The sequence below is a fragment of the Nocardiopsis sp. TRM 82005 genome (genome assembly GCF_056312425.1).
In genome coordinates this window covers 238,220-261,991 of sequence record NZ_JBWDTQ010000005.1, presented here as the reverse complement: position 1 = coordinate 261,991, position 23,772 = coordinate 238,220, and the positions used below count along the sequence as shown (strand labels likewise).

The following is a 23,772-nucleotide window of genomic DNA, read 5'->3' as shown; positions in this document are numbered from 1 at the left end:
GGATCGGCGGACACGTGGCCCGAGGGCCGTGAGGGGGACGAAAGCGTGGACAACCGGGGTTCCGCGCCGGGGGCGCGCGGTTCGGGGACGCGCCGTCCGGTGGATGTGGACGCCCTCGCCGAAGGGGTCCTGGCCGGCCGCCGGCCCACCCTGGCGCGCGCGATCACGCTCGTGGAGTCACGCCGCCCGGACCACGCCCAAGCCGCGCAGGAGCTGCTCGTCCGGCTCCTGCCGCACACCGGCAAGGCCCACCGGGTCGGGATCACCGGAGTCCCCGGCGTGGGCAAGTCCACGTTCATCGACGCGCTGGGCACCAGGCTGACCGGGGCCGGGCACCGGGTGGCGGTGCTCGCCGTGGACCCCTCCTCCACGCGGACCGGCGGAAGCATCCTGGGTGACAAGACCCGGATGGCACGCCTGGCCGTGGACCCGGACGCGTTCATCCGCCCCTCGCCCACGGCGGGGACCCTGGGCGGGGTCGCCCGGGCCACCCGGGAGACCATGCTGCTCATGGAGGCGGCCGGGTTCGACGTCGTGCTCGTGGAGACCGTGGGCGTCGGCCAGTCCGAGGTCGCGGTGGCCGCCATGGTGGACTGCTTCCTCTTCCTCACGCTGGCCCGCACGGGCGACCAGCTCCAGGGCATCAAGAAGGGCGTGCTGGAGCTGGTGGACGTGGTCGCGGTCAACAAGGCCGACGGCCCGCACGCCGACGACGCGCGTAAGGCGGCCCGCGAGCTGTCGCGGGCGCTGCGTCTGCTCCAGCCGGTGCACCCGGACTGGCGTCCGCCGGTGCTGACCTGTAGCGGGATGACCGGTGACGGGCTGGACGGGGTGTGGGACACCGTGGTGGAGCACCGCGCGGTGCTGGAGCGCGACGGCGCGCTGGCCGAGCGCCGCAGCCGCCAGGGGGTCAGCTGGATGTGGGACCAGGTCCGGGACCGGCTGATGGACACCTTCCTGCGCGATCCGGGGGTGGCGGAGCTCCTTCCTCGGATGGAGGCCGATGTGCGCTCGGGGGAGATCACGGCCACTCTGGCCGCACGCGCGCTTTTGGACTCCTTCACGCGGGGTGACCGTGCGCCGGGTGGATGAACACTCAGTGACCGATTCACTGCTGAACGGGTCAATGGTCGATGAGCATGTGCTTTCGGTGCATTCCATGTCGTGAAATAACCCACGGTAAACATGCCATACCGGTCACCTTTGGTAGGGTTCGTGCCCACGAGGCGAAAATTTCTTCCGGGATGCCATTCCCGAAAGGGCAGTTCGCTTATACCGTGTGTGTCCAACGACTTACCAGGTTCGCGGACGTGTAAGCGTTCTCCCCTCGCTGGTTCGGTTCTGTGGGAGTGGCACCGGATCGGGTGGGCGCGGTCCGCCGGTCTGCGTATGGTTAAACGAAGGGACCCCTCACCATCTCAACGTGGGGCCGGGAGGAGTGAACGTGCACAGGCTTGGGCTGAGCACGCGGGTAGAGAGCCGCAGCGTCATCGTCGCGATCGAGGGAGAACTCGACATCGCGACCGCCGCCGACCTCCAGGAACACATCCAGTCCGCGATCAACGACCACGGTCCTTGGCTGATCCTGGACCTGTCGGGTCTGGACTTCATGGACTCGAGCGGCCTGAACGTCGTCATCAACGCCTACAGGACCGTCCGCGAGCTGGGCGGATCACTGGCGCTGGCAGCGCTCAACGAACGCGTCACCAAGGTCGTCCGCCTGGTCGGCCTGCATCGACAGGTACCGGTCCACCAGACCGTGGCCACCGCGGTGACCGCGATGGAGGCTCTGGAGGCCAAGCGCCAGGCTGGATAGCCTTCGGCCTATGAGCCGAGCCCTCCCTCCGGGTCCCGTCGGCATCTCCTGGGACCACAACAGCCACTACCACGACCACCTTCTCCGACACGTGCCCCCGCGGTGCACCCGCGCGCTCGACGTCGGGTGCGGCGGCGGCAGGTTCGCCCGGGTGCTGGCCGCCCGTGGCGTCACCGTCGACGCGATCGATCCGGAGCCGCGGATCATCTCCATTGCCCGCCCGTCGCCCTCCACCACCCTCAACGGTCGCGCTTCGCGCGCGGTTTTCCGCAGAGTGGACACCTTCGCGGCTGCCGGTCGAGTACCGCGTGGCCTCCCTGGAGGAGGCGGATCCGGCCCCGGGGGGATACGGGTTCGTCAGCGCGGTCTCCAGCATCCACCACATGCCGTTCGGGCCCTCGCTCGAACGGATGGCCGCCGCCCTCGCACCCGGCGGCACACTGGCCGTCCTCGGCCTGTACAGGGAAGAGGACACGGCTGACCTGGCGGCCAGCCTGGCCGCTCTGGGGCCGCAGTGGGCCATCGGGGTCGGCATGTGCCTCGGGCGCCTGCTCACCGGTACGCCCGACCTCCACGGCGTGGGCCCCACCGCCGAGATGCCCGTGCGCGAACCGAGGATGAGCCTGCGCGAGATCGCGGTGGAGACCGCCGGACGTCTGCCCGGCGCCCGGCTGCGGCGGCTGCTGTTCTGGCGCTACTCGCTGGTGTACACGCGCCCCGCCTGAACCCCGTGGGAGCGTTCTCGCGGCGGCTCGGCCGCTCGAACGCGGCTCAGGCGCCACCGCCCCCGCCGCCGTCGAAGCCTCCCCCTCCGCCGAAGAGTCCTCCACCGTCACTGCCTCCGTCGCCGGAAGCACCGTCGAAGACTCCTCCGTCGCGGTGCCCGGCGGTGTGGGCGAACCCGGCTCGCGGGCCCGCGGCGGCGGGACGGCCGGTGCGGGCGGCGGACTTCGAGCGGATCACCGCGACCATGAGCGCGACCAGAGCGCCGGTGACCATCAGCCCGTAGAGGAGTTCCATGGCGCTGTTCCTCCACATGACGACCAGCAGCGCCACGTCGGGGGACAGCGCGAGGTTCATGAGGAGGGGCGAGACGGCTATGTACGCCCCCTGGACGATCCCGGTGACGACCAGGAGGGCTCCGGCGGTCCGGACGGCTCCCGGAGAGGACGCCCGGCGAGCGCGGACGAGGGCGGTGATCCCCACCGTGACGTAGAAGGCCAGGCCGAAGCCGTAGAAGAAGTAGGACATGGAGGACTCCTCGTGTCAGCGGGTGGGGGAGGCGTGCGGACCGGAGCGCGGAGACGGGGCTGCCGCCTTCCCGGCGGGGCGCATGGTAGCGGCCAGCACCAGGGAGAGGAGGCCTCCGACGAATCCGAGCGTGAGCACGAAGCGCAGCACGGAGACCAGGGGAAGGGACACCGGGGAGTCCGTCCCGTGGTACAGGGAGTAGTAGTTCCAACCCTGGATGAGGACGTCGCCGAGGGCGCTGAGGGTGATCAGTACGCCGGCCGCCGCGACGAACCCCCTCCGGTCGGCGGGCACCATGCCGACGAGGATCAGCACGATGATCCCGGCCAGCAGGTAGAGGCTCTCGAAGCCGAGGGACATGATGAGGGCGACAGGGAACATCCGGGGCCTTTCTCGGGGAGCGGGACAGACCAGACCCTAGTGTCGGGCGGCTTCCGGACCGGTACGGGGAGCGGCCGTCCGCGGCCCCTCCGCCTTCGTGCCCTGAGACGGCGGTTCGGTCACCGGAGTTCTCCACAGGCCGTGGCATCCCATGGAAAACCGTCGCTCCGACGAGGAGTATGGGGGAAGGCGGCTGGACAGTCGGAGGTGACGCCGTGCTCGTGGTGGGACTGGACCGAATCGACGAGGGCATGATCGATCTGGTCGGCGGCAAGGCCGTCGGGCTGGGAGAGGTGATCGCCGCCGGAGAACGCGTCCCACCGGGCTTCTGCGTGACCACCGAGGCCCACCGCTCCGGGACGCTGCCGACCGGTGAGGTGACCGCCGCCTACGAGTCCCTCGGCGGCGGACGGGTGGCCGTGCGCTCAAGCGCCACCGCCGAGGACCTCCCGGACGCCTCCTTCGCGGGCCAGCAGGACACCTACCTGGATGTCGAGGGGATCGACGATCTCCTCACGGCCATCCGGCGGTGCTGGGACTCCCTGTGGTCCGCACGCGCCGTCGCCTACCGCCGGGACCGGGGTATCGACGACGACGCGGCGCACATGGCCGTCGTCGTGCAGCGCATGGTCGAACCCCGGGCCGCGGGCGTGCTGTTCACAGCGAACCCCGTCACCGGTACCCGCGGCGAGACCGTCGTGGACGCCGTCCCCGGCCTCGGCACCGCCGTGGTCGACGGCACGGTCCGACCCGACCACTACGTCGTGGCGGCGGACGGGGCCACCGAGGGCCCCGGCGACGGGTGTCTGTCCCCAGGCGGGGTGGAAGCGCTCCGCGCGGTGGGGGAGCGCCTCCAGGGCCGGTTCGGTCCGCCCCAGGACATCGAGTGGGCCCTCGACCGCGACGGAGTCCTCTGGGTCCTCCAGTCCCGGGCGATCACCACCCTCTTCCCGCTACCTCCCCACCACGACGACGGGCCCCGCGTCTACTTCGAGGGCGGACACATGCAGGGCATGCTCCGCCCGTTCACACCGATGGGCATGTCCGGGTTGAGGTTCATCGCCTCCGCGTGGTTCGAGTCTCTGGGCGTCGCCCCCGATCCCGACGGCGAGGGCGGCATGATGGTCCCCGTGGGAGGCAGGTTCTACCTCGACCTGACCCCCTTCATCCGCAACCGCTGGATCCGGGGCTCACTACCGGGCTCCATGACCCTCTACGGTCCCCGTGCCTCGGCGGCCATCCGCTCCCTCCTGGACGATCCCCGCTTCGCCCCGCGCCCGGGCAGAGGCGTCGACCCGCGCACGGCGGCCAGGATCGTCGCGGGGGTACTGCCGCTCGTCAAGGACCTCCTCGCCCAGGGCCTGGACGCGCTCGCCGACCCCGACGACTCCAGGCGCCGCGTCCTGCGGATGGGCGAGGAGATCCGGCAGCGGGCCTCCCGTCCCCCGGAACACGTGGTCACGGCCCGGGACCGGTTGGAGCAGGCGATGGCCGGCCAGAGTGAGGCGATGACGGGCGGGGTGACCTCGATGCTCGGTCCCCTGTACGTCGGCCTCCTCGCCGCCAAGGCACCCGAGCTGCTGCTCAGGGGGATCGCGCGACCGGGTGAGGTCGCCGCCGTCCTCGGCGGGATGCCGCACAACGTCACCACGGAGATGGACCTCGCGCTGTGGCGGCTGGCCGTCGGGGCACGCGAGCACCGGGAGCTGCTCCGGGACACCCCGCCGGAGGAGCTGGCGGAGCGCCACCGCGCGGGAACGCTCCCCGATATCGGTCTCGGCGGTTTCCTGGAGAGGTACGGGCACCGGGGCGCCGCCGAGATCGACGTCGGCGTGCCCCGTTGGTCGGAGGACCCGGCACCCCTGTTCGCGGTGATCGCCAACTACCTACGGGTGGCCGACCCCGAACAGGCGCCCGACCGCAGGTTCGCCCGTGCGGTGGCCGAGGCCGAGCACACGCGGGACGTCCTGGTCAGGAGGGCGCTCGTCACCCGGCCGGTCCGCGCACGCCTGTCGGAGTTCTTCTTCGGACGTGCGCGCGCCCTGGCCGGGATGCGGGAGTATCCCAAGTTCGCCTGGCTGTACGCGATCGCCGAGACACGCCGCCAGCTCCTCCTGGCCGGTGCGGAGCTGGCCGGGGAGGGACGGCTGGACCGACCTGACGACATCATGTTCCTCAGTCTTTCGGAGGCGCGCGCCCTGACGGACGGAGCTGACCAGCGTCCGCTGGTCGCCGAGCGCCGTGCCGAATACCTGCGCGAGCGGCGCCGCCGCCGGGTGCCCCCGGTTCTGCTGTCCGACGGCACCGACGTGGAGACCGCACTGCCCGCCCTCCCCGCGGGAGGGGACGGGGAGCTCATCGGTGTGCCCGCCTCATCCGGAACCGCCACGGGTGCGGCCAGGGTGATCCACGATCCGGCGAGGGCCTCGTTGGCGCCGGGAGAGATTCTGGTCGCGCAGACCACGGACCCCGGGTGGACGCCCCTGTTCATGACCGCCGGAGGGGTGGTGGTGGAGACCGGCTCCACCATGGCGCACGGGCCCACCGTCGCCCGGGAGTACGGCATTCCCGCCGTGATCTGTGTGCCCGACGTGACCGAGCTGCTTCGCGACGGCCAGCGGATCACCATCGACGGCGGCGCGGGAACGATCCGGCTGGAGGACCAGGAAGGACCCGAGGAGCCGCGGGGCTGAGAGGTCGCGCAGATAGGCGGGGTTCACAGTCGTCGTCCCGGTCGGTCCTTCCAGCGGTGGCCCGCCGAAGGGGGTTTGGTAGAGCTTCCGGCCGACCTCAGCCAGGCACCCGTAGGGCCCGGGCTGGCGCGTCACCACAGTCTTGGTTACCCGCCTCTGGACGCTCTACGGGTGCGTGGTTGGGGTCGGGACCGGTTTGCATGTTCTACCCAACCCCCTGGGGCGGGCCACCGCTGCCAGCTCTACGGGCGCCCGTTCGTGGCCAGCGGTGTCACCGCCCCGGCCGAGCAATGGGCGCCTAACAACCGGAGGGTGGCTGTTTGTCCTTTTCTGGGGTGTGTAACCTTAGCCTTGCCTTAGTAAGCCAAGCCTTGCCGAACTTCGGTGGGGCTCCCCTGTGTCTGGAGCCGTCGTGTCCCCACGTTCCCTCTCCCTGTTCTCCCTGATCCCCCTCTCGGCCCTGGTCCTGGCCGGATGTTCGACGGAGACGGAGGCGGACACCACGGAACCGGCCGAGACCGTCACCGTCGAGGCCGAGAACGGTGGAATCGAGATCTCCCGGAACCCCGAGACCGTCGTCGTCTTCGACAACGCCCAACTCGATATCCTCGACGCCCTCGACGTGGATGTCGCGGGCATCCCCTCCGCCGACGTCGTCCCGCCCCTCTTCGCCGACTACGCCGAGAGCGACGACGTGGCCAACGTCGGCTCCCTGTTCGAGCCGGACTTCGAGGCCGTCGCCGCTCTCGACCCCGACCTGGTCATCAGCGGCGGGCGCAGCTCCGCCGTCACCGGAGAGCTCGCCGAGATCGCTCCCACCATCGACATGTCCCTCGACTCCGCCGACATCCTCGGCAGTATCTCCGATCGCACCACCGCCTACGGTGAGATCTTCGACAGGGCCGAGGAGGCCGACGCCCTCGTCACCGAGTTCGAGAGCCGCGTCGATGAGGTCGGCGCCAAGGTCGCCGAGGCGGGTGAGGGCCTCGTCCTCATGTCCAACGCCGGTGAGATCAGCGCCTACGGCCCCGGATCCCGTTTCGGCTTCTTCTACGACGTCCTCGGCCTGGAGCCCGCCATCGAGGTCGTCAACGAGGAGGCCCGCCACGGCGAGGCCATGTCCTTCGAGGCCCTGGCCGAGGCCGATCCCGCCTGGCTCTACGTGATCGACCGCGACAGCGCCATCGGCACGGAGGGCGCCTCCCCGGCCGAGCAGGTGCTCGACAACGAACTGGTCGACCGCACCACCGCGGCCCAGGAGGACCAGATCCTCTACCTCGACTCCGCGGAGCTGTACCTGGTCGGCGGTGTCCAGGCGCACCTCAACACCATGGACGACATCGACGGCGCCCTCTCCTGATCCGGTGACGTCCACGACCACCGCCGCGCCCGGGGAACGGCGAAGCGCCCCCTCCCCGGGCGGGCGTACCCCGCGCCCGGTCCTCGCCCTCGCCGTACTCACTGTCTCGGCCCTGTCCGTGACCAGCCTGTTCGTCGGCGCCGGCGACATCACCCCGGCACTGCTCCTGACCGATCCGGACACCCGGGACCTGTTCCTGGTCAGCCGGGTCCCGCGCACCCTCGCGCTGCTGCTGGCCGGTGCCGCGGTGAGCGTCGCGGGCCTGATCATGCAGATGCTCACCCAGAACCGCTTCGTGGAGCCCTCCACCGCGGGCACGGTACAGTCGGCGGCCCTCGGCGTCCTGCTGGTAACGCTCTTCTTCCCGGGCGCACCGCTGCCCGTGAAGATGAGCGCGGCCTGCGTCGCCGCACTCGTCGGCACCGCCCTGTTCCTCGGCGTGCTCCGGCGCGTCGCCCTGAGGTCCTCGCTGGTCGTCCCCCTGGTCGGCATCATGCTCGGTGCGGTGATCAGCTCGGTCACCACCTTCGTCGCCCTGCGCCACGACCTCCTCCAGACCCTGAGCGTCTGGCAGTCCGGTGACTTCTCCGGGGTCATGCGGGGCCGGTACGAGCAGCTGTGGCTGGTCGGCCTCCTCGCCCTGACCGCCTATCTCATCGCCGACCGCCTGACCGTGGCCGGGCTCGGACGCGACATCGCGGTCAGCGTCGGACTGAACTACCGCACCGTCATGGCGTTGGGCGTCGGCATCGTCGCCGTCGTCAGCGGCGTGGTGGTGTCCGTCGTCGGGAGCCTGCCCTTCCTCGGCCTCATCGTGCCCAACCTGGTCAGCATGGCGGTCGGCGACCACGTGCGCAGGGGGGTCCCCTGGGTCTGCCTGCTCGGCGGTGGTGTCCTCGTGTTCTGCGACATCCTCTCCCGGACCATCCGCATGCCCTTCGAGATCCCCGTCGGCAGCGTCCTGGGCGTCGTGGGCGCGGCCGTGTTCCTGTTCATGCTGCTGCGGAGGAGTCCACATGCCGGTCGCTGAGCGTTCCGCCGCTCCCGTCCGCGGGGCCGCCCCCGCCCGCCGGTTCCCGGTCTGGGCGAGGATCGCGCTGCTGGCCGCGGTCGCCGCCGTGTGCACGGCCGCCTACCTGGCCTACGGGGTGACCGGTGACGTCGCCTACGTGGTCGAGCGCCGATCCACCGTCGTCCTCACCATGTTCGTGGTGGCCTTCGCGGGCGCGGTCTCCACGGTCCTGTTCCACACGGTCACGGACAACCGCATCCTCACCCCCTCCATCATGGGGATGGAGTCCCTGTTCGTCCTGGTGCAGACCTGCCTGGTCTTCGTGTTCGGCGTCGCGGGGCTGAGCGCGCTGCCGCCGGTGGCGGCGTTCCTGGCGCAGACCGCCTTGATGGTGCTCTTCGCGCTGCTGCTGTTCAAGCGCCTGTTCACCGGCGGGATCGGCAGCCTGCACCTGATGCTGCTGGTCGGCATCGTCCTGGGGGTGCTGTTCACCAGCCTCTCCCAGCTCATGCAGCGGCTGCTCGACCCGAACGAGTTCACCGCCCTACAGGGCCGCCTGTTCGCCCGGCTGACGCGCGCCGATCCCGACCTGCTGCCCTGGGTGGCGGTCGTCGTCGTGCTCGTGGGCGTCCTGGTGTGGCGCCGGCACCGGCTGCTGGACGTGCTCGCGCTCGGCCGGGACACCTCCGTGAGCCTGGGGGTGGACCACACCCGCGCGGCCCTCCGGATCCTGGTGACCGTCGCCCTGCTCACCGCGGTGTCCACCGCGCTGGTCGGGCCGATGACCTTCTTCGGCTTCATGGCCGCGACCCTCGCCTACCAGGTCACCGGCCGCCACGAGCACCGGTACGTCCTTCCGGTGGCCTTCCTCGTGGGCCTGTGCGCCCTGGTCGGCGGTCAGTTCGTCCTCGAACACCTCCTCGGGCACGCGGGCACGCTCAGCGTCGTCATCGAGTTCACCGGGGGCGCCCTGTTCCTGTACTTCCTGTTGCGAAAGGCCGCGCGTTGATCGAACTGACCGACCTCACCAAGGCCTACGGGGCCGAGACCGTCCTGCGGGACGTGAGCCTGCGGATCGAGCGCGGCGGCGTCACCTCGATCATCGGGCCCAACGGCGCGGGCAAGTCCACGATGCTCACCATCATCGGCCGCCTGCTCAGGGCCGACGGGGGACGGGTGACCGTCGACGGGGCGGACGTGGCCTCCGCACCCGGCCGGGACATGGCCCGGAAGCTGTCGATCCTGCGCCAGGAGAACCGGTTCACCACCCGGCTGACCGTGCGCGACCTGGTCCGCTTCGGCCGCTACCCGCACTCGAAGGGCCGGCTGACCGCGGAGTGCCACGCGCGGGTCGAGGCGGCCCTGGGGTTCCTGGACCTGGTTCCGCTCGCCGACCGGTTCCTGGACGAACTCTCCGGCGGCCAGCGCCAGCGCGCGTACGTGGCGATGGTGCTGTGCCAGGACACCGACTACGTGCTGCTCGACGAGCCGCTGAACAACCTCGACATGAAGCACGCCGTGTCGATGATGCGGCAGATCCGCCGGGCCGCCGACACGCTCGGCCGGACCATCGTGATCGTCATCCACGACATCAACTTCGCGTCGGCCTACTCCGACCGGATCGTGGCGATGCGCGACGGCCAGGTCGCCCACACCGGCACCCCGGAGGAGGTCATGACGCCCGAGGTGCTCAAGGACGTGTTCGACCTGGAAGTACGGGTGGAGGAGGTCGCGGGCTCCCGGATCGGCGTGTACTACCGGTGACCCGAGGGGGGAGGCGGTGCCCGGGGCCGTCGCGCTCTCCTGGCCACGTCGTCCCGTGTCCTCTGGCGGTGCTAGTGGCGTTGCGCCGGGGTGGTGTGGTGCGTAACATCTCCTCGAATCGGTTCGACGACGGACGGGACGGCACGGTGAGGATCTCCGATGTGGCCCGGCACGCTGGCGTGTCGCCGAGCACGGTCTCCTACGTCCTCAGCGGCAAGCGGTCGATCTCCGAGTCCACCAGGCGCCGGGTGCGCGAGAGCATCGAGGCTCTCGGCTACCAGCCGCACGCGGGCGCGCGTTCCCTGGCCAGCCGCCGCAGCAACGTGATCGCCCTGGTCATCCCGCTGCGCGAGGACGTACACGTCCCCGTCGCCATGCGCTTCGCCGTCTCCGTCGTCACCGCTGCCCGCGCGCACGACCACGACGTTCTCCTGCTCACCCAGGGCGAGGGGCCCGACGGTCTGCGCAGGGTCGCCGGGGGCGCCATGGTGGACGGCGTCATCGTCATGGACGTGGAGGCCGACGACGCGCGCGTGCCCGTCCTGCGCGCGCTGGACCTGCCTTCGGTCCTCATCGGCGTACCCGAGGACACCGAGGGCCTGACCTGCGTGGACCTGGACTTCGCCGCCGCGGGCGCGGCCTGTGTGCACCATCTCGCCGATCTCGGCCACACCGACCTCGCCTTCGTCGGCCAGCCGCCCTCGGTCTACGAACGGCGCACCGGGTTCGCCGAGCGCACCGTCACCGGCTTCGAGCTCGCCGCCGCCGAACGCGGAGTCCGCGCCACCCTGCACCCCTGCTCGCCCGAGACCGTGCGCGGTGTCGCGGAGGAGCTGCTGCGCGAGCGGACCGGCCTCACCGGCCTCATCGTGCACAACGAACCCTCGCTCGGTCCGCTGCTCGACGCCTTCGCCGAGTACGGCCGCGTTCCTCCCGAGCTGTCCGTGGCCGCCATCGGCCCGGTCCCTCCCGGAGCTCCGCCGCTGACCTCCGTGGACCTGCCCGCCGAGGAGGTCGGGGCCCGCGCGGTCAGCCTGCTGATGGACAAGATCGACGGTCCCGAGCACCCCGGGGTCACCCTGCTGGCACCGAGGCTGACCTCCAGGGAGAGCACCGCCTCCCGCGCCTGACCCCGGCCTACGGGAGGGGGCCGGAGAGATCGCGGGAAAAATCCCGCCGCCCTGGAATACCCGCCCCCGCCCTCCCGTTGTACCGGGTGCTGGACGGTGCGGTAGAAAGTGTCCCCCGGGCTCCACTCATAGCCTTCACGGAATACCGCGCCCGCAAGGGCGGCAGGAGCCGTGTTGTGCACCGCGCCGTGAGGCGACCGCCGCACCGGTTCAGCATGCGTGACGGCCCCGCCGGGTGCGAACCCGGCGGGGCCGTTTCTCGTCCGGAGGCCGTCGCCATACGTCCGTGGCCTGTGCGACCCCGCGAACGCGGGGAACGCACAGGCCGGGACCGCCGGTCAGTGCTGCCTGGCCCGCTGCACGGCCTCGGCGAGCTCGTCCTTGTTCATCTTGGAGCGGTCCTTGATGTCCAGCTGCTCGGCTTCCTCGTAGAGCTCCCGCTGCTTGGGGATCTGTCCCGACGCGGGCATGTTGAAGCGCCGCAGCTCCTGCGCACGCCGCTCGGAGAAGGCCCTGCCCAGCTCCTGGACGCGCTGCTCACTCACGGAGCGCCTGAGGGCGGGCAGAACCTCGCTCTCCTCCTCGTCGACGTGGTGTTTGACCGCGTCGACGAACTCCTGCCGCCGATCGTCGAACTCCTCGCTGTTCGGATCGCAGTCCTTCAGCCGCTGGAGCAGCTCCTCGGCCTCGTGGTGCTCCTCCGTGCTGTGCTGGACCTGCGCCTCCTCACCGGACGCCTCGGCCGTGGACGGGTAGACCTCGGCCTCCTCGGCACGGCTGTGCGCGGTGAGCATGGCCTCGATCTCGTCCAGCAGCCGCGGCCGCTGCTCGGGCTCGGACTGGAGCCGGTCGAACAGCTCCTCCATCTTGCGGTGGTCCTGTGTGATCAGGGTGATGGCGTCTTCGGCCATGGTCGCCTCCGCGTCGGTAGTGGCACTGACGATCACCGCCACTACCCACGGACCGGGCACTCAGACGCCGACTCCGCGCAACCCCGCATTCTTGACCCGGACTTGGTCCGGGCCGTGCACCGGGCCTCGCACGCCACCCGGACACGGGGCGGGGCCTCCCGTCGACGGGCCCCGCCCCGGGGAGGGTCAGCGCACGCCGAAGAGGTGGTCCAGGGCGAGCTGGTCCAGGCGCTCGAAGTGGTATCCGCGCTCGCCCGCCTCGGCCAGGTCGATCTCCTCGGCCAGCAGGTCGGACAGGGACTCGCCCTCGCCCAGCGTGGGCCGGGACAGCTCGGGAACGCGCGACGCCGCGAGTGCCTCCGCCACGTCGGGGTCGGCGCGGAACGCCGCGGCCTTCTCCTTCAGGATGAGGTAGTTGCGCATGCACGCGGCCGCCGACTCCCACACGCCGCTCATGTCCTCGGTCCGCGGCGGCTTGAAGTCGAAGTGCCGGGGCCCGTCGTAGCCCGCGCTCTCCAGCAGGTCGACCAGGAAGAACGACTCCTTGACGTCACCGGCGCCGAAGCGCAGGTCCTGGTCGTACTTCACCCCGCGCTGCCCGTTGAGGTCGATGTGGAACAGCTTGCCCGCCCACAGCGCCTGCGCGACGCCGTGCACGAAGTTCAGCCCGGCCATCTGCTCGTGGCCGACCTCGGGGTTGACCCCGACCATCTCGGGGTGCTCCAGCTCGTTGATGAAGGCCATGGCGTGCCCGACCGTCGGCAGCAGTACGTCGCCGCGCGGCTCGTTGGGCTTGGGCTCGATGGCGAACCGCAGGTCGTAGCCCTGCTCGCGCACGTAGCCGCACAGGATGTCGAAGGCCTCGCGCAGTCGGTCCAGGGCGGCGGCGTCGTTCTTGCCCGCCTCGGACTCGGCGCCGTCCTGGCCGCCCCAGCACACGTACGTCTTGGCGCCCATCGACACCGCCAGGTCGATGTTGCGGATGACCTTGCGGATGGCGTAACGGCGCACGTCGCGGCTGTTGGAGGTGAAGCCGCCGTCGCGGAACACCGGGTGGGAGAACAGGTTGGTGGTCACCATCGGCACCGTGAGGCCGGTCTCGTCCAAGGCCGTCCGGAACCGCTTGAGGATGGCCTCGCGATCGGTGGCCGAGCTGCCGGGCGGGATGAGGTCGTCGTCGTGGAAGGTGATCCCGTGCGCGCCGAGGTCGGAGAGGCGGCGCACCGCGTCCGCCCCGTCGAGCGGGGGCCGCACGGGGTCGCCGAAGGTGTTCACCCCGCGCCATCCCACGGTCCACAGGCCGAAGGTGAACCTGTCCGCGGGCACGGGCTGGTAGTCGCTCATGATCGTGTCTCCTGAGGTAGGCGCGGGACTCCGCATTAGTTTGTCTAGTCTCACAACTAATTGTCAACGGGGTGACCGCGCAGTACTGCGACCCCGCCTCCGGGCAGGGTCATCCCCTCCGCGAAACCGCCCGACACCAGGTCGCGCGCTCCCGAGTCCAGCCCGAACCGTGCCGGGTCGATCCGCCGCGGCCGGTTGTCGTGGTTGGTGACGAACACCCACACCCCGTCCCGGGCCACGCGTCGCACCACGTCCAGTCCCGGCTCGGGAAAGGGCCCCGTCCCCGCCGCCTCCGCCAGCAGCCGAGCCAGCCCCTGGTCCGTCAGCCGCGCCGACAGGTACCAGGCCTCGCCCGCGCCATGGCGCCGCCGGGTCGCCGCCGGGAGCCCGTCCAGCGGCCCGCCCGCGTAGTGCGCCACCGCCTCGGCGCCCGCCAGGTGGACGTGCTCGCTCCACAGTGTGACCTCCTCCCGCACCGACCCCAGGTCCATGCCCACCGACTCTCCGGGCGGCAGCGGGTACATCTCCTCCACCCGCACCCCCAGCAGGTCCCGCAGCGCCCCCGGGTAACCGCCGGTGCGCACGGTCCCGTCCGGGTCGGCGACCCCGCTCAGGAAGCTCACCACCAGCGTTCCGCCGTCCTCGGTGTAGCGGGCGAGCCGCTCGGCCGCTCCGTCCGACAGCAGGTACAGCGCGGGTATCACCAGCAGCGGCACCCGGGGCAGATCGCGGTCGGGGCGCACCATGTCCACCGTGCGCCCCGACCGCCACAGCACCCGGTGCACCTGGCGCACCGCCTCCAGGTAGTCCACGCCCCGCGCGGGCAGTGACGGACTGCCCAGCGCCCACCAGCTCTCCGGGTCCCAGGTGAGGGCCGCGTCGGCGACCACGTCGGAGCCGCCTGCCTCCGCCACCCGGGGCAGCAGGTTCCCCAGCTCGCACACCTCGCGGAACACCCGTGAGTCCGGCCCGGCGTGCGGCACCATCCCCGAGTGCCACTGCTCGGCGCCGCCCCGCGAGGCCCGCCACTGGAAGAACATCGCGCCACGAGACCCCCGGGCCACATGCGCCAGGCTGTGCCGCACGGTCTCGCCGGAGGCCTTGGGCCGGGTGGCCTCGCCGGTGTAGGTCACCCCGGCGGCCTGCTCCATCAGCACCCACGGCCGCCCCGGACCGGGCACCCGCTCCGCCCACGAGCGGGCCAGGTCGGCCGCGAAGGCGGTCTGCTCGGCACCGCCCGTACCCGTGCGGTCCGGGTAGTCGTCCACGGCGACCAGGTCCACGTGTTCGGCCCACCGCCACGGATCCACCGGAACCCAGTCGCCGAACGCCAGGTTGGTCGTGACCGGCACGTCCGGACGGGCGGCGCGCAGCACGTCGCTCTGGGACAGGAAGTGGTCGAGCATCGCCTCCGACAGGAACCGCCGGAAGTCCAGCACGTGTGCCGGATTGGGCAGGTACTGGGTGGCACGCGGAGGCTGGACCTGCTCCCACTCCGAGTAGTGCTGGCTCCAGAACGCCGTCGTCCACGCCGAGTTGAGCCGCTCCAGGCCGCCGTGTCGCCCGCGCAGCCAGTCGCGGAAGGCCCGGGCGGTGTGCTCGGAGTGCGACCACGTCCCGTACTCGTTGTGCACGTGCCACATCCGCAGCGCCGGGTGGGAGGCGTACCGCTCCGCCAGGGCGCGTGCGATCCGGACGGAGGCCTCCCGGTAGGCGGGGGCACACACGTCGTAGGTGTCGCGGCTGCCGTGGGTGAGCCGGGTGCCGTCGGCGGTCACCGGCATCGCGTCGGGGTGGGCGAGGCCGAACCAGGGCGGGGGAGAGGCGGTCGGGGTGGCCAGCGCGACCCCGATCCCGTTCTCGCCCAGACGGTCCATCACCCGGTCCAGCCAGCCGAACCGGTATTCGCCCTCCCTCGGTTCGAGGAGGGACCAGGAGAAGACACCGACCGTCACGAGGTTGACCCCGGCGCGGCACATCAGCTCCACGTCCTCCGTCTGGACCTCCTCTGACCACTGCTCAGGGTTGTAGTCGCCGCCGAACCAGAGCGGAGAGGACATGGGAACTCCTTTTAGTTTGGGGTGTGCGCCAACAAAGTAGGGCGAAAGTCCCCTCCGGCGACACCCCCCATGCGAGGAGCACACATGCCCGAAGCACGTCATGTCCGCACACGCCACCCCGTCGGGGACTGGGAGGACGCACTGGTCACCGGCAACGGGCGCCACGGGGCGCTCGTGCACTCGACGGCGGACCGGATCCGCCTCACCCTCAGCCACGAGAGGCTCTTCCTGCCCGTCACCGAGCCGCTGCCCGCCCCCGCGACCGCACGGCTCCTGCCCGAGCTGCGGGGACTTCTGCGCCGTGGCCGCTCCCGGGCCGTCGCCGAGCGGATCGTGGCGGCGGCGGCCGAGGAGCACCCGGGCTACGCCGACACCCGGTGGATCGATCCCCTCGTGGGGGCCGCGGTGCTCTCGTTCACGCCGCTCGGCCCCTGCGAGGGGCCGGTCACGCGCACCTGCGACCTGGACTCGGGCCTGGTCACCGAGGAACTGCCGGACGGGACCGCGCACAGGGTCTTCGCCTCCCGGCCCGACGACGCGGTGGTCGCCGAGGCGGTCTCGTCGAACGGCCTGTACGGGACGCTGCGGCTCACCCCGCTGGAGGAGGACCCGCCGGTTCTGCTCGCAGTGGACTCCGAGGCATCCCCCGCCCTGCTCACCCTGCGGGTGGGTTTCCCCGAGCGGCCGCCCGGAGCCCTGCCCGGGTACACGGTGACCTGCGCCGTCGCCGCGGAGGGAGGACGCGTCCGGACCAGCGGCGCCGGACTGGAGCTCCGGGGGGTCAGACGACTGCGGCTCGTGGCACGTGTACGGGTGGACACCCCGCGGCCGGCGGGCGAGCCGGTACCGGAAACGTCCTCCGCCGGGACCGGCCCCGGGCACGGCGCCGCCACGCGTACGCGGGCCCCGTCAGGCGGCGGACCGGCCGGCACGGTCACCGTGGACGAGGGCGCCCGCGGGACGGCCGGGCCCGCCTTCGAGGGGATGCTCGACCGCCACCGGGCGGTGCACGGCGAACTCATGTCCCGGTTCCGGCTGGAGCTGGGCGGGGGCTCCGGACAGTCCGTGGACGGAGTGCTCGGCGAGGACCTCCTGGCCGCCGGACCCGCCCCCGGCCTGGTCGCCCGGCTGGTCGACGCCGGACGATACGCGATCGTCTCCAGCTGCGGAGACCTGCCGCCCACTCTCCAGGGCGTGTGGAGCGGCACCTACGATCCCCCGTGGCGGTCGGGGTACACCTTCGACGGCAACCTGCCCTCCGCCGTCGCGGGACTGCACGCCACCGGCACGCCCGAGCTGATGTGCGGCCTGTTCGACCTGCTCGACGGAATGGCCGAGGACCTCGCCGAGAACGCCCGGAGGCTCCACGGCTGCCGGGGCGCCCTGCTGCCAGCGCACGCCTCCACCTCGGGACGGCACAACCACTTCGGCCCCGAGTGGTGCCTGACCTGCTGGACCGCCGGCGCGGCGTGGATGTCCCGCCTGTACTGGGACCACTACTCGCACACCCGCGACCGCGCGTTCCTGCGCGAGCGCGCCCTCCCCTTCCTGACCGCCGCAGCCGAGTTCCACGAGGACTTCCTCACCGACGAGGGATTCTCCCCCTCCTACTCGCCCGAGAACACCCCGGGCGACGGCGACGGGCAGGCCGCCGTCAACGCGACCATGGACGTGGCCGCCGTGCGCGATCTGGTCCGCAACCTGGTGCGGGCCCACCATGTCCTGGGCGCGCCCGGTACCCGCCGCTGGGCCCGGCTGGGGGCGCGGCTGCCCGGCTACCGGATCGCCGAGAGCGGTGAACTCGCCGAGTGGGCGGGCCCGGCCGGGCCGGTCGGGCAGACCGAAGAGCACGGTCACCGGCACGCCTCCCACCTGTACCCGTTCTGGTACGAGCCCGATCCCGCGTTCGCCTCGCCCCGTCTGCGCACGGCGGCGATCGCCGCCGTGCGCGCCCGCCTGCACTGGTGGCGCGGCCAGGAGTCCGATGAAATGGCCTTCGGCCTGGTCCAGCTGGGCCAGGCGGCGGCCAACCTCGGACTGGCCGCCGAGGCGCACGAGGCCCTGGCCCTGCTGGCCACCCGCTACTGGCGGCCCACCCTGGTGCCCACCCACAACCGGGGAAGCCTGTTCAACGTGGACATCGGCGGCGGGTTCCCGTCCGTCGTGGCGACGATGCTGGCCAGTTCCGCGGAGGGGCGCCTGGACCTGCTTCCCGCCCTGCCCCGGGAGTGGCCCTCCGGCTGTGTGGAAGGGCTGCGGGCACGCGGCGGGGTCGTCGTGGACCGCCTGGAGTGGTCCGCCGGCCGGGGGACGGCGCGGCTGAGGTCGGTGGAGCCCCGTCAGACGGTGGTCGGATTCCCCGACGGAACGCGGAAGCGGGTGTCCCTGGTTCCGGACCGCGCGGTGTCCCTACGATTCCTTATGGTTACTGGCCAGTAGTCGAAGCGCTTCGAAATTTCTCGCGCAACACCCCTTGCCGCTCCGTTAGTCGACTACCCAGACTAATGGGGAATTCGTGCCCGCCCCCGGGGAACCGGATTTCCCGGGGGGCGGGTAACACCCCCCGATTCCCCCAAGGAGCCCGCACGTGCCTCCCGAACAGCAACGGCCCCTGAGACGTGCCCGAGGGCTTCCGGCGCTCGCCCTCGCGGCGGCCACCGCACTGGCCACCTCCGCCCTCGCCCTCACCACCGCCAGCGCCGCCCCCGCCGAACCGGCCACCGCGCAGGACGCCTACGAGTGGGACAACGTCCAGATCGCCGGCGGCGGCTACGTTCCCAACATCGTCTTCAGTGAGACCGAGCCCGATCTGGTCTACGCCCGTACCGACATCGGCGGCGCCTACCGCTGGAACCCCGGAACCGAGCGCTGGATCCCCCTGCTCGACTGGATCGGCTGGGACGACTGGGGTTGGACGGGCGTCGTCAGCATCGCCACGGACCCCGTCGACCCCGACCGCGTGTACGCGGCCGTGGGCACCTACACCAACGACTGGGACCCCAACAACGGCGCGATCCTGCGCTCCGACGACCGCGGTGAGACTTGGGACGCCACCGAGCTGCCCTTCAAACTCGGCGGCAACATGCCGGGCCGGGGCCTGGGCGAGCGCCTGGCCGTCGACCCCAACGACAACAGCGTCGTCTACTTCGGTGCCCGTGGCGGCCACGGCCTGTGGCGCAGCACCGACTTCGGCGAGACCTGGGCCGAGGCGGAGGAGTTCCCCAATCCGGGGGACTACGTCGAGGACCCCGACGACGAGTGGGGTGTGCACGACGACGTCACCGGCGTGACCTGGGTGGAGTTCGACCAGCGCACCGGATCCGACGGCTCGGTGACCCAGGACGTCTACGTCGGCGTCGCCGACCTGGACGACCCCGTCTACCGCAGCCGGGACGGCGGCCAGTCCTGGGAACCCCTGGCGGGTGCTCCCACCGGCCACCTGCCCGCGCACGCCGTCCTGGACCACGAGGGCGGCCAGCTCTACCTCGCCACCACCGACACCCCCGGCCCCTACGACGGCGAGTCCGGCGACGTGTGGCGTTACGACACCGACTCCGCCGAGTGGGCCAACATCAGTCCGGTCCCCTCCGACTCCGAGGACGCCGCCTTCGGTTACGGCGGACTGACCATCGACCGGCAGGACCCCGACACCCTCATGGTCACCTCCCAGATGTCCTGGTGGCCGGATCTCCAGATCTTCCGCAGCACCGACCGCGGCGAGACCTGGACCCAGGCCTGGGACTGGGGCGCCTATCCCGAGCGCGACACCCGGTACGAGATGGACATCTCCACCGCCCCCTGGCTGGACTTCGGCGGCTCCACCGACCCCGCCGAGACCCAGCCCAAGCTCGGCTGGATGAGCCAGGGCATGGCCATCGACCCGTTCGACTCCGACCGGTTCATGTACGGCACGGGCGCCACCATCTACGGCAGCGACAACCTCACGAACTGGGACGCGGGCTCCACCTTCGACATCGATGTCAAGGTGCACGGACTGGAGGAGACCTCCATCCACGACCTCGCCGCCCCGCCGGAGGGGCCGCCGCTGGTCTCGGTGATGGGCGACATCGGCGGCTTCGTGCACGAGGACGTCACCCGGGTCCCCGACCAGATGCACCAGCAGCCCTACTGGGGCAACGGCACCAGCGTCGACTTCGCCGAGCTGTCGCCCTCGACCATCGTGCGTGTCGGCGACGCCGAGGACGACGCCAACTCCCACATCGGTATCTCCACCGACGGCGGCGACAGCTGGTGGGGCGGCCAGGAGCCCGGCGGGGTGACCGGCGGCGGCACCGTCGCGGTCGGCGCCGACGGCTCGGCGATCGTGTGGAGCGCCGACGGCGCGGGCGTGCACACATCCACCACCCAGGGCTCGTCCTGGACCGCCTCCGAGGGCGTCCCCCAAGGCGCGCGGGTACAGGCCGACAGGGTGGACCCGGACACGTTCTACGCGGTCTCCGACGGCACGTTCCACACCAGCACCGACGGCGGGGCCACCTTCACCGCGGGCTTCGACGGACTGCCCTCTGAGGGGGACATCCGCTTCGGCGCTGTCCCCGGGCACAGCGGCGACGTCTGGGTGGCGGGCGGCTCCGAGGGCGGCGACTACGGCATGTGGCGCACCACCGACGCCGGAGGGACCTTCGAGCGGATCGACGCGGTGGACGAGGGCGACAACGTCGGCTTCGGCGCTCCCGCCCCGGGCGAGGACTACCCCGCCGTCTACACCAGTTCCCGGATCGGCGGTGTGCGCGGCATCTTCCGCTCCGACGACGCGGGCCGGAGCTGGGTGCGGATCAACGACGACCAGCACCAGTGGGGCTGGACCGGCTCGACCATCACCGGTGACCCGAACGTCCACGGGCGGGTCTACGTCGGCACCAACGGTCGCGGCATCGTCTACGGCGACCTGGCGGGCGGAGGCGGCGGGACCGACCCCGACCCCTCCCCGTCCCCGGATCCGACCGGGGAGCCGAGCGAGGAGCCCGACCCCTCGCCGACCCCGGACCCGGAGCCCGAGCCGGGCGACTGCGGAGTCGGGTACGGCGTCGACAACACGTGGACCGGAGGTTTCCAGGCCGGGGTGACGATCACCAACACCGGCACGGAGGACCTGGACGGCTGGGAGGTCGGCTGGGAGTTCACGGCCGGTGAGGAGGTCACCAGCCTCTGGAACGGTTCCCACACGCAGGACGGCGCGTCCGTGCGGGTCACCGACTCCGGGTGGAACGCCCGGATCGCCCCCGGCGACTCGGTGCGGATCGGTTTCAACGGCACCGTCGACGGCGAACCCGCGGACCCGACCGGACTCACCCTGAACGGTCGGGCCTGCGACTGAGGCACTGACACGGCGGGGCCGGGAACCGCACGGGTTCCCGGCCCCCGCCCGCGTCGAAGGAGTACCCCGCCGGGGTCGCCTCCTACGGCGCGGGGTCCGCCTCCGGCGGCCTCCCCGCCAGGAGGAACGCGCCGATCGCGAGGACGGCCGCGGCCAGCATGACCCCGGCCATCGGCCCGGCGCTGTGCTCCCCGCCCAGGCCCACCAGCGGCGAGACCGCGGCGGCCAGCCCGAACTGAAGGGCGCCGATCAGCGCCGATCCGCTTCCGGAGGCGCGCGGTACGGCGGCCAGGGCCAGGGCCGTGGCGTTGCCCAGCACCAGGCCGATGCTCGCCACTGACACGAGCATGGTCAGGGCCAGCCATCCGACGGGCGCTCCGGCGGCCACGAGCAGCCCGGTACCGGCGCAGCCTCCCAGGCACAGTGCCAGGCCCGTGCCCAGCAGCCCGCGCACCGGGTAGGAGGAGGCCAGGCGGGCCGACAGGGCGCTGACGGCCGTCAGCGCCAGCGCGTTGGTTCCGAATGCGACCCCGTACGACGCCGCGTCCAGGCCCATCATCACCTGGTACACGAACGGTGAGGCCGAGATGTAGGCCATCATCGCGGCGAAGGCGAAGCCGAACGCGAGCCCGTATCCCAGGAAGGTGCGGGAGCGCAGCCCGGAGGGTTCGGAGACCCCCGTGTCGGGACGCGCGCGTCCCGACACGCGGAGCGCGGCCTCCCGGGACTCGGGTACGGCCATGAGCACGGCGACCAGCATCGCCACGGACAGGGCGAGCACGATGCCCAGCAGACCCCGCCAGCCCAGCGGCTCCAGGAGGAGCCCGCCGAGCACGGGTGCCACGACCGGTGCCACACCGCCCACGATCATCATCAGGCTGAAGGCGCGTGCGGCGGCCCGCCCGCGGGCAAGGTCGGAGATGACCGCGCGGCCGATGACCATGCCGGCGGCGCCGCCCAGCCCTTGCAGGAGGCGGGCCGCGACCAGGGCCGGCGCGGTCGGTGCGAGGGCGGCCGCCGCGCCCGCCACCACGCACAGCACGGCTCCCGCGATGAGGGGACGCCGCCGGCCGAAGCGGTCCGAGAGGGGGCCGAAGAGCAGGTGCCCGGCGGTGAGGCCGACAAGGAACGCGGTCAGGGTCGCCTGGACAGCCGTGGTGTCGGCGGACAGCTCCTCGGCCATGGTGGGGAAGGCGGGCAGGTACAGGTCCATGGCCAGGGGCGCCACCGCGGCGAGCAGACCCAGGACCAGCAGCAGGCCCGTCCCGACCCGGTCCTCGGTGACGGGTGCGTCGGGCGGCGCCTGCCGGGGGCGCCGCCCGGTGTCGCTCATTCGGTACTCCTCGGCCCGCATGGTGATTATTAAGATATAACTATACAAACATAATAAATACACTGGGCGTGTGACACCAGATGACAACGATCACGATGAGCTGCTGGCCGACCTTGCCCACGCGGTCCTGCACCTGGCACGGGAGCTCAAGCCCGGACACGGCGACGATCCCGGGATCGTGCGCCTCACCGGCACGCAGGTGACGGTGCTGCGCTACCTGCACAAGCACCCCGGGGCGCGACCCGCCGCGGTGGCCGGGGCCCTCGGTATGCAGCGCAGCAACCTGAGCGCGGCCCTGCGCGTACTACAGGACAAGGAGATGGTCCACCGTGAGGCCGACACCGCCGACGCCCGAGTGATCCGGCTCCACCCGACGGAGCGGGCGGACGAGAACATGCGCCGACTGCGCGCGCTGTGGTCACAGCGGCTGGCCTCGGTGGCCGGGGGCCGCCGTGACCGGATCGCGGACGCCGCGGGCCTGCTCGACGACCTCGCGCGTGCACTGCGCCCGGAAGGGTCGGACGCCCGGCCCGGCGAGTGATCCGAATCACACCTCGGGCCGGGGTGGCCGTGCCAGGATGATTCGCATGCTTGTGACCAGACACCCCCACATGTCCGCCGTCACCGGAACCGCGGTCGTCCTGCTGGCCCTGTCCGCCTGTTCTGGAGGGGAGCCCGCGGAGGAGGCGGAGCCCGCGGCCGCCCCTTCCGAGTCGGCCCCGCAGAGCCCGGAGGAATCCGAGGCGATCGGGGAGGTCGAGCAGGCCGACCTGGACGACTACCGCCAGGGAGACATCCCCGAGGAGGCGCACGAGTACGACGACTCCGAACTCCCCGAAGCTCCGCTCAACTCCATGCTCGCCCCCATCGACGGTGAGCCCGCCACCGACGTCGAGCGGCTCGCCCACAGAGCGCTCACCAAGGTCACCCGGTTCGCCGGGCACGTGGATCCGGACGCCGGCTACCACTGCCCCGAGTTCACGACCGAGGTGGGGACGGAGGTCGACTGCGAGGTCACCTTCCTCGGCGAGGAGTTCACCTACTCGGTCGAGCTCGTCGCGACGCTCGCACTCCCTGGGACCGCTCTCTCCGGAAGCACCGACGTCGAGGGGGGAGACATCGCCAGCTGGACCATGGAGAACGTCTACGAGAAGACGAGCCTTCCCGAGGGGCCGCTCCTGCGCGAGGTCGCCGAAGCCGACATGAGGCACGAGTACGACACCGAGTACACCGTCTGCGACATGGACGACATGGTCCGGGCCGAGGCCGACGAGCCCACCGGGATCCGGTGCTCGGCCGTCGACCCGGAGACGGGCGCCGCGATCGACACGGAACTGAGGGTCCGGTCGAGCGGTTCGCTCGCCTGGGACGAGGTCTGA

18 protein-coding genes and 1 pseudogene are annotated in these 23,772 nt (G+C 71.7%); 13 read left to right on the top strand and 6 right to left on the bottom strand.

All coding sequences use genetic code 11. The features are described from left to right. Positions 1–45: 45 nt before the first annotated feature. The 3 genes and pseudogenes from meaB (at position 46) to AC0T5L_RS03690 (ending at position 2,541) form a co-directional block, all read left to right on the top strand. The gene (gene meaB, locus AC0T5L_RS03700) at positions 46–1,092 is read left to right on the top strand and encodes a methylmalonyl Co-A mutase-associated GTPase MeaB (RefSeq protein WP_476163906.1); all 1,047 of its coding nucleotides are present in this window, start codon (positions 46–48) and stop codon (positions 1,090–1,092) included. 352 nt (positions 1,093–1,444) lie between these two features. Next, complete coding sequence (locus AC0T5L_RS03695) at positions 1,445–1,816, top strand: STAS domain-containing protein (protein ID WP_476163905.1); 372 nt, start codon at positions 1,445–1,447, stop codon at positions 1,814–1,816. Positions 1,817–1,826: 10 nt separating this feature from the next. Further along, a pseudogene (locus AC0T5L_RS03690) lies at positions 1,827–2,541 on the top strand (class I SAM-dependent methyltransferase). A gap of 46 nt (positions 2,542–2,587) precedes the next feature. Here AC0T5L_RS03690 and AC0T5L_RS03685 read toward each other — a convergent pair. Together AC0T5L_RS03685 and AC0T5L_RS03680 are read right to left on the bottom strand one after the other, a co-directional pair. Next, positions 2,588–3,067, bottom strand: coding sequence for a hypothetical protein (locus tag AC0T5L_RS03685; protein WP_476163904.1), 480 nt, complete (start codon positions 3,065–3,067; stop codon positions 2,588–2,590). Between the two features lie 15 nt (positions 3,068–3,082). Beyond that, complete coding sequence (locus AC0T5L_RS03680; protein WP_476163903.1) at positions 3,083–3,448, bottom strand: hypothetical protein; 366 nt, start codon at positions 3,446–3,448, stop codon at positions 3,083–3,085. A 215-nt stretch (positions 3,449–3,663) separates the two neighbouring features. Here AC0T5L_RS03680 and AC0T5L_RS03675 point away from each other — a divergent pair, with 215 nt between their 5' ends. From AC0T5L_RS03675 to AC0T5L_RS03650, 6 genes are all read left to right on the top strand, one after another. Then, a complete protein-coding gene (locus tag AC0T5L_RS03675; protein WP_476163902.1) occupies positions 3,664–6,141 on the top strand; it encodes a PEP/pyruvate-binding domain-containing protein in 2,478 nt (825 codons plus the stop codon). Positions 6,142–6,553: 412 nt separating this feature from the next. Further along, positions 6,554–7,501: a siderophore ABC transporter substrate-binding protein gene (locus tag AC0T5L_RS03670; RefSeq protein ID WP_476163901.1), complete on the top strand. Its 948-nt coding sequence runs from the start codon at positions 6,554–6,556 to the stop codon at positions 7,499–7,501. A gap of 4 nt (positions 7,502–7,505) precedes the next feature. Then, positions 7,506–8,531 (top strand): ABC transporter permease, encoded by a 1,026-nt coding sequence (locus AC0T5L_RS03665; protein WP_476163900.1) that lies wholly within the window; start codon positions 7,506–7,508, stop codon positions 8,529–8,531. Further along, positions 8,518–9,522: an iron chelate uptake ABC transporter family permease subunit gene (locus AC0T5L_RS03660; RefSeq protein WP_476163899.1), complete on the top strand. Its 1,005-nt coding sequence runs from the start codon at positions 8,518–8,520 to the stop codon at positions 9,520–9,522. Before AC0T5L_RS03665 ends, AC0T5L_RS03660 begins: the two co-directional genes overlap by 14 nt. After that, complete coding sequence (locus AC0T5L_RS03655) at positions 9,519–10,277, top strand: iron ABC transporter ATP-binding protein (protein WP_476163898.1); 759 nt, start codon at positions 9,519–9,521, stop codon at positions 10,275–10,277. The genes AC0T5L_RS03660 and AC0T5L_RS03655 overlap by 4 nt, the downstream gene beginning before the upstream one ends. Before the next feature lie 146 nt (positions 10,278–10,423). Next, positions 10,424–11,407, top strand: coding sequence for a LacI family DNA-binding transcriptional regulator (locus tag AC0T5L_RS03650; protein ID WP_476164093.1), 984 nt, complete (start codon positions 10,424–10,426; stop codon positions 11,405–11,407). A gap of 338 nt (positions 11,408–11,745) precedes the next feature. Here AC0T5L_RS03650 and AC0T5L_RS03645 read toward each other — a convergent pair whose 3' ends face one another. From AC0T5L_RS03645 to AC0T5L_RS03635, 3 genes are all read right to left on the bottom strand, one after another. Next, positions 11,746–12,318 carry a hemerythrin domain-containing protein gene (locus AC0T5L_RS03645; RefSeq protein WP_476163897.1) on the bottom strand — a complete coding sequence of 191 codons (573 nt, stop codon included), beginning with the start codon at positions 12,316–12,318 and terminating at the stop codon, positions 11,746–11,748. Positions 12,319–12,504: 186 nt separating this feature from the next. Continuing rightward, the gene (gene xylA, locus AC0T5L_RS03640) at positions 12,505–13,662 is read right to left on the bottom strand and encodes a xylose isomerase (RefSeq protein WP_476163896.1); all 1,158 of its coding nucleotides are present in this window, start codon (positions 13,660–13,662) and stop codon (positions 12,505–12,507) included. Positions 13,663–13,718: 56 nt separating this feature from the next. Continuing rightward, complete coding sequence (locus tag AC0T5L_RS03635) at positions 13,719–15,722, bottom strand: beta-galactosidase (protein WP_476163895.1); 2,004 nt, start codon at positions 15,720–15,722, stop codon at positions 13,719–13,721. 84 nt (positions 15,723–15,806) lie between these two features. Between AC0T5L_RS03635 and AC0T5L_RS03630 the strand changes: the two genes are divergently transcribed. Next, positions 15,807–18,161 (top strand): glycosyl hydrolase family 95 catalytic domain-containing protein, encoded by a 2,355-nt coding sequence (locus tag AC0T5L_RS03630; RefSeq protein WP_476163894.1) that lies wholly within the window; start codon positions 15,807–15,809, stop codon positions 18,159–18,161. A 148-nt stretch (positions 18,162–18,309) separates the two neighbouring features. After that, on the top strand, positions 18,310–21,060 hold the full coding sequence (locus tag AC0T5L_RS03625) for a cellulose binding domain-containing protein (protein ID WP_476163893.1): 2,751 nt from the start codon (positions 18,310–18,312) through the stop codon (positions 21,058–21,060). 82 nt (positions 21,061–21,142) lie between these two features. Here AC0T5L_RS03625 and AC0T5L_RS03620 read toward each other — a convergent pair whose 3' ends face one another. Beyond that, positions 21,143–22,393: a Bcr/CflA family efflux MFS transporter gene (locus AC0T5L_RS03620; protein ID WP_476163892.1), complete on the bottom strand. Its 1,251-nt coding sequence runs from the start codon at positions 22,391–22,393 to the stop codon at positions 21,143–21,145. A 70-nt stretch (positions 22,394–22,463) separates the two neighbouring features. Between AC0T5L_RS03620 and AC0T5L_RS03615 the strand changes: the two genes are divergently transcribed. Together AC0T5L_RS03615 and AC0T5L_RS03610 are read left to right on the top strand one after the other, a co-directional pair. Then, positions 22,464–22,934, top strand: a complete 471-nt coding sequence (locus tag AC0T5L_RS03615) for a MarR family winged helix-turn-helix transcriptional regulator (protein ID WP_476163891.1) — start codon at positions 22,464–22,466, stop codon at positions 22,932–22,934. A 46-nt stretch (positions 22,935–22,980) separates the two neighbouring features. Continuing rightward, positions 22,981–23,772 carry a hypothetical protein gene (locus tag AC0T5L_RS03610; RefSeq protein ID WP_476163890.1) on the top strand — a complete coding sequence of 264 codons (792 nt, stop codon included), beginning with the start codon at positions 22,981–22,983 and terminating at the stop codon, positions 23,770–23,772.

What these genes read in the sequence shown, in the direction of transcription:
- AC0T5L_RS03660 (WP_476163899.1), top strand. Translation starts at nt 8,518, where the DNA reads ATGCCGGTCGCTGAGCGTTCCGCCGCTCCCGTCCGCGGGGCCGCCCCC.
- AC0T5L_RS03635 (WP_476163895.1), bottom strand. Translation starts at nt 15,722, where the DNA reads ATGTCCTCTCCGCTCTGGTTCGGCGGCGACTACAACCCTGAGCAGTGG.
- AC0T5L_RS03620 (WP_476163892.1), bottom strand. Translation starts at nt 22,393, where the DNA reads ATGAGCGACACCGGGCGGCGCCCCCGGCAGGCGCCGCCCGACGCACCC.
- AC0T5L_RS03680 (WP_476163903.1), bottom strand. Translation starts at nt 3,448, where the DNA reads ATGTTCCCTGTCGCCCTCATCATGTCCCTCGGCTTCGAGAGCCTCTAC.
- AC0T5L_RS03685 (WP_476163904.1), bottom strand. Translation starts at nt 3,067, where the DNA reads ATGTCCTACTTCTTCTACGGCTTCGGCCTGGCCTTCTACGTCACGGTG.
- AC0T5L_RS03630 (WP_476163894.1), top strand. Translation starts at nt 15,807, where the DNA reads ATGCCCGAAGCACGTCATGTCCGCACACGCCACCCCGTCGGGGACTGG.
- AC0T5L_RS03645 (WP_476163897.1), bottom strand. Translation starts at nt 12,318, where the DNA reads ATGGCCGAAGACGCCATCACCCTGATCACACAGGACCACCGCAAGATG.
- AC0T5L_RS03610 (WP_476163890.1), top strand. Translation starts at nt 22,981, where the DNA reads ATGCTTGTGACCAGACACCCCCACATGTCCGCCGTCACCGGAACCGCG.
- xylA (WP_476163896.1), bottom strand. Translation starts at nt 13,662, where the DNA reads ATGAGCGACTACCAGCCCGTGCCCGCGGACAGGTTCACCTTCGGCCTG.